This is a genomic window from Kitasatospora sp. NPDC054939, from assembly GCF_053610105.1.
The window spans coordinates 1-9,669 of record NZ_JBSGXP010000218.1 but is presented as its reverse complement, the minus strand read 5'-3'; the positions used below and the strand labels follow the sequence as shown (position 1 = coordinate 9,669).

Sequence of the window (9,669 nt, the reverse complement as noted above, 5' to 3'; positions counted from 1 at the left end):
CCACCGCCCCCGGCGCACCCGGGCGGGGGGCCCGGCGCCGTTCCGGGCGGTCAGGCGGACGGGATCTCCCCGGACCTGACCGCGCCGACGAATGAGGCCCAGGCCTCCGGCGAGAACCGGAGCGCCGGCCCCTCAGGATCCTTTGAATCCCGAACGGGCACGGCGGCAGGCACACCGACGGCGATCTCGACACAGTTGCTCTGCGCTCCGGAGTACGACGACTTCCTCCATATGAGCGCAGCAGCGCGGATGCTACTCATCGCTGAGCGTTCCTTTCGCAATGCGCTCGATGAGCGCGATTGATTCCGTACGCGGCAATGACTCGGCCAGCGCTCTGCGGAACAGCTCGGAGTACTTGAAGACCTCGTTCGGCTCCTCGATGTAGAGCGTGCTGAGCAGGCTGTCCACATAGACGACATCCGTCTCGGTGCTCTCCGGAAAGCTCAGGATGACCAGCGGGCCGAACAGCGCGGCATGAGCGTCCGAGGCCTCGGGCAACACCTGGATGTTGATGTTCGGCTCCTCCGCCATCGCCACCAGGTGGTCGAGCTGCTCGCGCATCACCGCCCGCCCACCGATCCGGTGCTTGAGTACAGATTCCGACAACACCACCCAGAGACGCAGAGGCGCCCCCCGCCTCAGGACCGCACGGCGTTCCAGCCTGACCTTCGTCAGCAGTTCGACCTGTTCGGCGGTCGCGTCCTCAATCTGGGCTCGGACCACCGCACGGGTGTAATCCTCCGTCTGCAGGAGTCCCGGCACCAGAACCGTTTCCACGCCATAGGCATCCGACGCGTCCGTTTCCAACGCGATGTAGTCCGCGTACAGCGGGGACAGGGTGTCGGAGTAGCGATCCCACCAACCGCGCAGGCGCCCTTCGCGCGAAAGGTCTTCCAGTTGCGCCCGGGTCGCGGGATTCGTCACACCGTACAGGTCCAGCAACAACCGGAGATCCACCAGTCGGACACCCGACTGCGCGGCCTCGATCCGGCTGATCTTGCTCTCGGCGCACGCGAGCTGTCTCGCCGACTGGGCGATCGTCAGCCCGGCAGCAACTCGAAGCTCCTTGAGCGTTCGGGCGAGCCGCCGCTGTCGAACCGTCGGGTTCCTGTTGACCGGCACGCGCCTGACCTCCCGTTGGATATGCGGGTTGCCAGTCTGCCGCCCTGCGCTCACGACAACAATCTTCGGCCCGCCCAAAAGTAGGGACTTGCACTTTAGAAGTCACTACCCGCATGCTACTCAACGTAGCGCATCGCAATCATTCAGTGACCGCGCCGCTACCCGGGCATTCCTTTGCCCTCTCAGCCGCTCTCACCGCACCCGACACCGGAGGTGGCTCCGCCGTGCCCGAGACCGTCACGAACACCCCGCCCGCCCCGACCGAACACACCTACTGGCTGCCGCGCAGCGTTCGCTCGCCCGGAGCCGCCGGGCAGCAGCTGCGCGAGTTCCTCGCCGACCTCCCGGGCGGCGAACTCCTGCTCCCCACTTCATCCGGTTCGTCCTCGCCGGCGGGCTGCTCCGGATCGAGGTGCACGACCCCTCGGACGCACTCCCCTCCGCGCTCCCCCGGCCGTCCGCGCACACCGAGACCGGCCGCGGGCTGTTCCTCGTCCGCGAACTCGCCATCCAGTGGGGCTGGTCGCCGCGGCCCGGCGGGGTGGGCAAGTTCGCGTGGTGCCACGTCGCCGCCGAGTCTGCGGCGTGAGCGCCGTACGGGCCGGGATCACAGGCCTCATGCCGCCTGCGGTCTTCCCTAACCTCGACCGAGCACTGCCCGTCCTCTGGGAGCGGGTGCGCGAACTGCCCGTCCGCGAGGCCCACCGGGACTTCATCCGCGCCTGCATCGGACCGGGCAACGGCAACGGCGCGGCCCGCTGCCTCGCCCGCCACGGCAGCTGGAGCATCACCCTCTACGTCGGCGGACTCACCACCTGGACCGCCCACCCCATCACCGTCACCACCCACCGCCCCTGAGTTCTGGCATGCCCCTGCGACTCGCAGGGGCACGCCGGCAAAGAAGCAGCGCCATTGCTGAACTTCTGATCACCTGTTCGAAGTTGGACCGGTTTCCAGTACCGGGAACATGAACCCGGCTCTTCGACTACTCGACAGGCAGGCCCACATCCCTGGCGAGCACGCCGAGCGCCCGGCGAAGGGCCTCACGCTCCTCGGGGGTGAGGGCGGCGGCGAGCTCGGCGTCGAGTTCCTGTGCCAGGGCGGCGCACTCGGCGAGCAGCCCGCGGCCGGCGGCCGTAAGAACGAGGGCCTGGCGGCGACGGTCGGCCGGGTCGCGTACTCGCTGGAGCGCACCCATCCCCTCCAATTGGTCGGCCAGGCTCACCACCAGGCTCGGCGCCACCCCCATGGCCTGGGACAACTCCAGTTGGGACGAGGCCGAACGGGCGCTGAGCGCGGCAAGCAGGCCGACGTGTTTGGGCTTGAGACCGCGGCTTTCGATCGCCGCGGTGAAGCGTGCGGTCGCCACGGTGCCGAGGGCGCCGAGACGGAAGACCAGCGAGGAGGTCAGCGGCAGACGGTTGACATCGTCCATGCCGGCAATGCTACCGTCCAAATAATCATTCACAGCTAGAACGATTCTGGAGTTGACGCAAATGGTTGACGCCGACGCCGCCCTGTCTGCGCCCGGCCAGGGCACTCGCCGCCCCAGCGGGCTGTCCCGATCCCTGGTCGTCGCCAACGCTCTCGGCGCCTTGCTCTCGGTGGGTTCCTGCCTTGCGGGTCTGGTTGACCCCGGTCTCGCCCTCCCCCGCGGCAGCGCGATCACCAGCGGCGTCCACGTCTACGCCGGGGCGTATGCGGCCCGGGCTCTGCCCCTCGGGGTGGCCTTGATCCATCAGCTGCTCGCCAGCCGCACCAAGCGCGGACTGCTGCCGCTGCTGGTGGTTGCCGGAGTGGTCCAGATCGGCGACGCCGTCATCGGCCTGACGGTTCAGAACCCCGGTATGACCCTCGGGGCCGGCGCACTGGCCGTCCTGCACCTCGCCTCGGCCGCCAGGATCGCCCGACCCGAACGGCGCTCTCCGTCTGCCGCGCCAGCCGCGAGCGCATGGTGAGGTATGACCCTCGCCCCGGTCGAGTCGACCTGGAGCGCGGCTCCGGTGTTGCCACCGGTCCGTTTCTCCAGGCCGCTCTCCGAACCCGGCGCGCCCATTACCGGGCACCGGGCTCTCCACGGTCACCGCCCGGGCGCACGCCGCGCCCTTCGGGGAGGGACCGGCCACTACGTGATCGTCTGCCCGCACCGGATCCACCCCGGCATCCCCTGCCCCCGTTGATCCCGTTGACCCGGTTGCGGACGCCGGCCCCGGCGGGACGATCACCGCTCCCCGCGCCGACACCGCCCCCGTTCGCTCGTCCGGATGAACTCCCGCACGGCGCCGGCCGAAGAGATCCGCACACGATCCGTCGCCGAGTACGGTCCGGCCGACAGCCGAACGAAAGGGGCCCATCGTGACGACCGGAATCCTCGACTACGGAAGCGACGCGATCGTCCAGCTCATGAACATCGCGGAGGAGGACTGGACCGAGCAGGAGCTCAAGGAAGCCCTTCAGCGGGCGATCATGCTGGAACTCTCCACCATCCCGCCCTACGCCACCGCCCTGTGGTCGATCACCGACCCGGACAACAGCAAGCCGGTCCGTCGTACCATCCGCGAGATCGTCTTCGACGAGATGTCGCACTTCGGCCTGGTCTGCAACATGCTCACCACCATCGGCGGCACCGTCGTCCTCACCGACCCGCAGACCGTCCCGAAGTACCCGGGGCAGCTCCCCGGCGGGGTCAACCCCGGACTGGAGGTGTTCCTCAGCGGGCTGACCCGTGATTCGGCCGCCCTGTTCGCCGACATCGAGAAGCCCGAGCACCCGCTCGCCTTCGCCGCCGACGGCAACACCATCGGCGCGTTCTACCAGCGCATCGCCGATGTCTTCCCCTCCTTCGCCCACCTGATCACCGGGGAGCGGCAGGTGGACTTCCCGCTCTCGTCGGGCCACGGCGCCGGCAACGACATCGTCCCGATGAACACCGTCGACGACGTGCTCGCCGCCATCCACGTCATCCAGACCCAGGGCGAGGGCACCGAGGTCTCGCCGGAGAACCCCTTCCCCGGGGCCCCGGGCGAACTCGCCCACTACTACGCCTTCAAGGAGATCGCGGTCGGCAGGAAGCTCGTCCGCGACGACCGGACGGGGAAGTTCGAGTTCACCGGTCCCGACGTCCCGCTGCCCGACACCTCCCCGGTCGCGCGGGTCCCCGCGGGCGGCTGGGCCAACTCCCCCGGCAACGAGCCCGACCAGACCACCGCCGCGCTCCTGCGCGAGTTCAACCAGCACTACAGCGACATGCTGCGCACCCTCCAGGACGCGTGGGGCGCGGGCGGGCCCGGCGAGATCGGCCCGGCCATCGGGCAGATGGGGCTGATGCGCCGAGCCGCGCAGAAGGTCAACGCGGTCAAGCTGCCGGCCGATCCCCGCTTCACCTACGGCCCGGAGTGGCTCCTCGTCCCGTAGCCCAACGGACCGGAGCCGAACAAACCGGAGCCCGGCACAACGGACCGGAGGCCGGTGCGGTCATCCGCACCGGCCTCCGTCGCCCCTGGGCGCAGCGTCAGTCGTTGGCGACGGTCGCGTAGCGCGGGGTGCCGTCGGCCATCTGGCGGAGGGCGTCCTTGCGGTCGCGCTTGGACAGCTTGTCGATGTAGAGGAAGCCGTTCAGGTGGTCGGTCTCGTGCTGGAGGCAGCGGGCGAAGAAGCCGGTGCCCTCGACGCGGATGTCGTTGCCGTCCTTGTCCTGGCCGGTGACCGCGGCCCAGTCCGGGCGGGGCAGCTCGGCGTACGCGCCCGGCACCGAGAGGCAGCCCTCGTTGCCGTCGTCGAGGACGCGGCGGCGGCCGGCCGGCAGCTCCTCCAGCACCGGGTTCACGATGTGGCCGATGTGGCGCACGCCGTCGTCGTCCGGGCAGTCGTAGACGAAGACCTTGGAGTCGACGCCGATCTGGTTGGCGGCCAGGCCCACGCCCTCGGCGGCGTACATGGACTGGAACATGTCGTCGATCAGCGCGGACAGCTCGCCGTCGAAGGCGGTGACCGTCCGGCACTCGCGGTGCAGCACCGGGTTGCCGACCACGGTGATCGGGCGCGCGGTGCCCTTGCTCAGGTCCGGCTCGGTGCCGACGACCTTCAGGGGCTGCTGCTCCTCGCCGTGCTCGTGGTCGTGGTCGTGCTGGTGCTGGTCCGCCATGTCGCTTCCGCTTCGCTTCCGTGATTCGTCCGGGTGTACCCGTCCAGGGTAGTTGCCGCCCTCAACAGACTTCTTCGAGATCACGGTAGGCACGGGTGCCGGGGGATCCGGCGGCCCAGCGGTCCAGCAGGGTGCGGACCAGGGAGGCCGGGGCCGCGATGCCGCATTCCCGCTCGACCAGCCAGGACATTCCGGCGGCCCCCTGGCTGAGGTGGCTGAGGTGGCCGGGGTGGGCGGCGTCCCCGTCGTCGTGCGGGTCGTGGTGCGCGGTGTGGCCGTCGTCGGCGGCCATCCGGCTCTCCGAGCAGGCCCGGCAGAGCAGCCGTACCGAGGACGTCCAGTCCTCGGCCGCGTAGCCGGCGTCGGCGACCAGCCGCTCCAGGGCGTCCCGGTCGGCCGCGGTGGCCGCCTGGAGCAGCACCACGAAGGTCGGCACCGGGGAGGGCGCCCAGAGCTCGATCTCGTCGAACACCGGGTACGCGACCCCGTCGGTGACCCGCTCACCGTGCGGGGCGCCGTCGTGCAGCACGACCTCGCCCCAGCGGCGGCCGGAGGACGGCAGCGGGATGGAGAGCACCTCGATCCGGGCGGGGTCGAGACGTCTGCCCCAGACCACCTCGGACTCGCCGTCCGGGGAGAGCCGCACCGGGGTGGTGCCGAGGTCGAGGCTGACCGGGCCGTCGGGCTGGGCGCCGGGGCCGCCGGGAAGCTTGAGGCCGTACGCCTGCCAGGCGCGGCGGGCCAGCGGCCAGTCCTGCAGGGCGGTCGCGGTGATGCCGAGGTTCCACCAGTCGGGGGCGCCCTGCTCGCGGTCGAGCAGCGCCACCGCGCGCAGGCCGGCCGAGCGGGCCTGCTCCCAGTCGCGGCGGAACTTGTGCAGCAGCGCGAGGTTGAACCAGGAGTCGGAGAGCCACGGCTCCAGGTCGGCGGCCATCACGAGCAGCGCCCCGGCGTCCTCGTAGCGGCCGTCGCCGATCAGCGTGAAGGCCCGGTCGGTCGTCTGCCGCCAGGTGGCGGACGGCCGGTGCCGTGCCCGGTGGAAGATCCTCACGTTCGTCCCTGCCGTCGTCGTCCGCTCAAGTCCTGCACCGGAGTCCGGTGTCCCGGGTCGGTGTTCCACGCTACGACCGCATCCAACCACGCCCGCCGCCGCCCGCGCTCCCCACTGTCGCGGATGCATCCGGCTCCCGGGCCCGCCCCTCTCCCAGCCTGCCCGCCCGGCCGCCCGGCCTCAACCCCAGCGGCCCCGTCGATCACACCGGGTACGGACCGGGCGGAAGCGGGCCGGAGCGGCGGGGGCCTCCGGCTCAGCCCCGCCCGCCGCCGACCCGGGCGAGCGCGTCCACCACCCGCGGGTCGTACACCGGCCCGCGGCCCAGTCGCAGCACCTCCAGCACCTCCAGCCTTCCGACCGCCTCGCCGGTGCCGCGGCCGCGGGCGGCGGTCAGCAGGTCGTCGTGGGCGTTGGCGACCCGGATGATCCGGGCGGCCAGCGGCAGGGTGCGGTCCCGCCCGCCGTCCGGCCCCTGGCAGGGGTCGGCCAGCCGGGCGACCTGGTCGGCGACCTGCCGGGGCACCCCGGTGCGCCGGATGACCTCGCTGCCCAGCCGGGCGATCCGCTGCTGCTCGTCGGCCGGCAGCAGGGCGGTGGCGCCGTTCGGGACGGGCTCGACCAGCGACAGCTGGCCGACGTCGTGCATCAGCGCGGCGTACTCCAGGAGGACGAGCTGGCGGGTGCCGAGGCCGAGTTCGCGGCCGAGCGCGCAGGCCGTGTCGGCGACCCGGCGGGCGTGGCCGGGCGGGGTGTAGCCCGCCACCTCGGTGGCCTTGGCCAGGGAGGCGATGGTCTGCCCGGTGGTGGCGCGGACGGCCGCGGCCCGCCGGAAGGACACCTGGGCGAGCAGCAGCGGGGCGCAGAACAGCGGCAGCGCCCAGAGGCCGACCTCGCCCGCCGCGAGTCCGACCAGCAGTCCGGTCGCGGCGATCGCCGAACCGATGCCCGGCAGTGCCCGCAGCTCGTCCTCCAGGGCGGCCGGGAAGCGCAGCCCGCTGCGGGCCCGCTGCAGCACCGCCGCCAGGGTCGCGTCGCAGAGCGCCACCAGGGCGGCGACCGCCGTCAGGAAGGCCGCGTACCCGGGACCGGTCGGCGACCAGCGGTCGACCAGCCCGCCGGTGTAGAGCGGCTGGAAGACGGCGGCGGCGAAACCCACGCTGAGCAGCCGGCGGGCCGCGGTGTCCCGCCGGACCGGCGCGAGCAGCGGGAGCCGGCGCCGCCTGCGCAGGGCGCCGGGCAGCACCGCCGCGGGCAGCAGGGCCCCGGGCAGGGCGGCCAGCAGCATGCCCGCGCCGGTGACCGCGACCGCCTGCAGCACCCCGTGCGAGGTCGGCAGCCCGCGCAGCGGCCCCAGCAGGGCGTACGCGAGGGCGCCGGCCGCACCGATCGGGGCCTGCTCGCGGTCGCCCGGCAGGGTGATCCGGACGCACTCGCCGACCCCGATCAGCACCACGAAGGCCAGGGCCACCTCCGGCTGGGCCACCCCGCAGACCGCGACCGTGGTGAACGCGGCGGCCAGCAGTACGCCCGCGGCCAGGTGCACGGCCGCCGCCCCGCGCGAGCCGCTCCCCGCCCGCCGCCCCAGGATGCCGGGCCCCGGCCACCGCCACGGCCCGCCGACCGCCGGCAGCCGCCCGGTCCGGCCGCTCACTGCGGCCCCGCCGTGGGGACGCCGCCCTGGGCCGGCACCCGGCCGGGCGCCGAGCGGACCGGTTCCGGCAGGCCGAGCGGGATGTCCGGCACCGCCCGGATGCAGCCGCCGGCGGGCGGCAGCACCGGCTGCCAGTCGTGCACCGCGAGCGCCCGGATCAGCGCCTCCACCATCGCCGGGTCGAACTGGCTGCCCGAGCAGCGCTCCAGCTCGGCGACGGCCTCGGCGACCGGCCGCCCGCGCCGGTAGGAGCGGGTGGAGGTCATCGAGTCGAAGGCGTCCGCGACTGCGATGATCCGGGCGAACTCCGGGATCTGCTCGCCCGCCAGGCCGGACGGGTAGCCGCGGCCGTCCATCCGCTCGTGGTGGTGCAGGATCCCGGCGTGCGCCTCGCCGAGGAAGGCGATGCCGTGCACCAGCTCGTAGCCGTGCACCGGGTGGACCTCCACCGCCCGCCGCTCCGCCTCGGTGAGGGGACCGTTTCTGCGCAGCAGTTCGGTGGCGACGCCCAGCTTGCCGACGTCGTGCAGGATGCCCGCGAACCGCAGGGTGCGCAGCCGCTCGGCCTCCATCCCCAGCTGGCGCGCGATCAGCACGGACGCCTTGCCGACCCGTTCGCTGTGCCCCCGGGTGTACGAGTCCTTGATCTCCACGGCCTGCACCAGCGCCTGGACGGTGGCCCGGTGGGCGTCGCGCTCGCGGTGGCCCTGGGCGAAGACCCAGGCGGAGATGGAGAGCGGCAGCAGGGCGAGCAGCGCCGCGAAGGCCCCGTACGGCCCCTGCCAGAGCACCGCGACCATCAGCCCGCCGGTCGCGTGCACCAGCACCGGCAGGCCTACCGCGGTGCCCGCGCCGCGCAGCAGCACGGTCGGCGAGCGGCGCTCGGCCAGGACCAGCATGACGCCCACCAGTACGCCGTTGACCAGGCAGAACGCGCCGACGGCGGCCAGCGCGGGGAGCAGCGCGGCGGGGAAGCGCGAACCCAGCAGCAGTTGCGGACCGGACAGCTGGTGGAAGACCACCGAGGCGGCGAACGCGGACAGCGCCAGCTGGGAGCCGTTCCACAGCCGCCGCAGCCGGCTGTGCGGGCCGGCCCGCCCGGAGAGCGCGGCCGGGAGGGCGACCAGCGCGGCCCCGGCGGGCGGCAGCATCAGCACGCCCGCGAACAGCACCGGGAAGAAGGCGTTCACCCCGGGGCGGGACGGCCGGCGCACCGGCGGCGGCGGGCGGCGCAGCACCATCCGGACCAGCGTGAGGCAGGGGGTGGGCAGGCCCTGGGCGAGCGACTCCCAGCAGGCGTGGAGGAAGGCCAGCAGCCCGACCTTGGGCCAGTCGACCGGGGCGCCGAGCCAGCGCGGCGTGCCGAGCGGGACTGCCGCCGGCAGCAGGGGCAGCAGGCAGCAGGCGGCGGTCAGCGGGACCACGACGAGGTACCGCACCGCGCCCTCCGGCAGGGCCGCTCCTCCACCACTGTCGGTTGCGATCTCGACCTCCCCGCCGTCCTGGCCAGCGCCGCGCTCGGCCCGCCGGTGGGCCCGGCGGTGAGTGTTCGTCAGGAGGATAGGCCGCTGTTCCGGCGCGGAGACGCATGATCGCGGAATGCCGCAGTTGGCGCACCGCCAACTCACTCGAACGAGTGACAGTGCCGTCGAACGGGCACGGGTGACGAAACGGCGCGGCCCCGGGAGCGGTTGCTCC

Annotated in this window: 11 protein-coding genes; 4 read left to right on the top strand and 7 right to left on the bottom strand. The window is 72.8% G+C overall.

Annotated features, from left to right (window positions below; all coding sequences use genetic code 11):
* Positions 1-50: 50 nt before the first annotated feature.
* Positions 51-260 (bottom strand): DUF397 domain-containing protein, encoded by a 210-nt coding sequence (locus ACWGB8_RS36360; RefSeq protein WP_452217947.1) that lies wholly within the window; start codon positions 258-260, stop codon positions 51-53.
* Entirely contained in the window at positions 253-1,176 is a 924-nt protein-coding gene (locus tag ACWGB8_RS36355; RefSeq protein WP_452217946.1) for a helix-turn-helix domain-containing protein, read from the bottom strand. The genes ACWGB8_RS36360 and ACWGB8_RS36355 overlap by 8 nt, the downstream gene beginning before the upstream one ends.
* A gap of 358 nt (positions 1,177-1,534) precedes the next feature.
* Between ACWGB8_RS36355 and ACWGB8_RS36350 the strand changes: the two genes are divergently transcribed.
* Both ACWGB8_RS36350 and ACWGB8_RS36345 read left to right on the top strand, forming a co-directional pair.
* Positions 1,535-1,711: a hypothetical protein gene (locus ACWGB8_RS36350; RefSeq protein ID WP_452217945.1), complete on the top strand. Its 177-nt coding sequence runs from the start codon at positions 1,535-1,537 to the stop codon at positions 1,709-1,711.
* Between the two features lie 29 nt (positions 1,712-1,740).
* On the top strand, positions 1,741-1,980 hold the full coding sequence (locus ACWGB8_RS36345) for a hypothetical protein (RefSeq protein WP_452217944.1): 240 nt from the start codon (positions 1,741-1,743) through the stop codon (positions 1,978-1,980).
* A gap of 127 nt (positions 1,981-2,107) precedes the next feature.
* Here ACWGB8_RS36345 and ACWGB8_RS36340 read toward each other — a convergent pair whose 3' ends face one another.
* Entirely contained in the window at positions 2,108-2,557 is a 450-nt protein-coding gene (locus ACWGB8_RS36340; protein WP_452217943.1) for a MarR family winged helix-turn-helix transcriptional regulator, read from the bottom strand.
* Between the two features lie 61 nt (positions 2,558-2,618).
* On the opposite strand from ACWGB8_RS36340, the gene ACWGB8_RS36335 reads away from it, so the two are divergent.
* Both ACWGB8_RS36335 and ACWGB8_RS36330 read left to right on the top strand, forming a co-directional pair.
* Complete coding sequence (locus ACWGB8_RS36335) at positions 2,619-3,080, top strand: hypothetical protein (RefSeq protein WP_452217942.1); 462 nt, start codon at positions 2,619-2,621, stop codon at positions 3,078-3,080.
* A gap of 397 nt (positions 3,081-3,477) precedes the next feature.
* A complete protein-coding gene (locus ACWGB8_RS36330; RefSeq protein WP_452217941.1) occupies positions 3,478-4,536 on the top strand; it encodes a ferritin-like domain-containing protein in 1,059 nt (352 codons plus the stop codon).
* Between the two features lie 97 nt (positions 4,537-4,633).
* On the opposite strand, the gene def is transcribed toward ACWGB8_RS36330, so the two are convergent.
* The 4 genes from def to ACWGB8_RS36310 all read right to left on the bottom strand — a co-directional run bounded on the left by def (position 4,634) and on the right by ACWGB8_RS36310 (position 9,410).
* Entirely contained in the window at positions 4,634-5,266 is a 633-nt protein-coding gene (gene def, locus ACWGB8_RS36325) for a peptide deformylase (protein ID WP_452217940.1), read from the bottom strand.
* Positions 5,267-5,327: 61 nt separating this feature from the next.
* Positions 5,328-6,317, bottom strand: coding sequence for a tetratricopeptide repeat protein (locus ACWGB8_RS36320; RefSeq protein WP_452217939.1), 990 nt, complete (start codon positions 6,315-6,317; stop codon positions 5,328-5,330).
* 256 nt (positions 6,318-6,573) lie between these two features.
* Positions 6,574-7,971, bottom strand: a complete 1,398-nt coding sequence (locus ACWGB8_RS36315; protein WP_452217938.1) for an HD-GYP domain-containing protein — start codon at positions 7,969-7,971, stop codon at positions 6,574-6,576.
* Positions 7,968-9,410 (bottom strand): HD-GYP domain-containing protein, encoded by a 1,443-nt coding sequence (locus ACWGB8_RS36310; protein ID WP_452217937.1) that lies wholly within the window; start codon positions 9,408-9,410, stop codon positions 7,968-7,970. The genes ACWGB8_RS36315 and ACWGB8_RS36310 overlap by 4 nt, the downstream gene beginning before the upstream one ends.
* Positions 9,411-9,669: the final 259 nt, after the last annotated feature.

Bases quoted from the DNA above. Each gene is read 5' to 3' on its own strand.
- ACWGB8_RS36335 (WP_452217942.1), top strand. From the start codon at position 2,619: ATGGTTGACGCCGACGCCGCCCTGTCTGCGCCCGGCCAGGGCACTCGC.
- ACWGB8_RS36345 (WP_452217944.1), top strand. From the start codon at position 1,741: ATGCCGCCTGCGGTCTTCCCTAACCTCGACCGAGCACTGCCCGTCCTC.
- ACWGB8_RS36340 (WP_452217943.1), bottom strand. From the start codon at position 2,557: ATGGACGATGTCAACCGTCTGCCGCTGACCTCCTCGCTGGTCTTCCGT.
- def (WP_452217940.1), bottom strand. From the start codon at position 5,266: ATGGCGGACCAGCACCAGCACGACCACGACCACGAGCACGGCGAGGAG.
- ACWGB8_RS36360 (WP_452217947.1), bottom strand. From the start codon at position 260: ATGAGTAGCATCCGCGCTGCTGCGCTCATATGGAGGAAGTCGTCGTAC.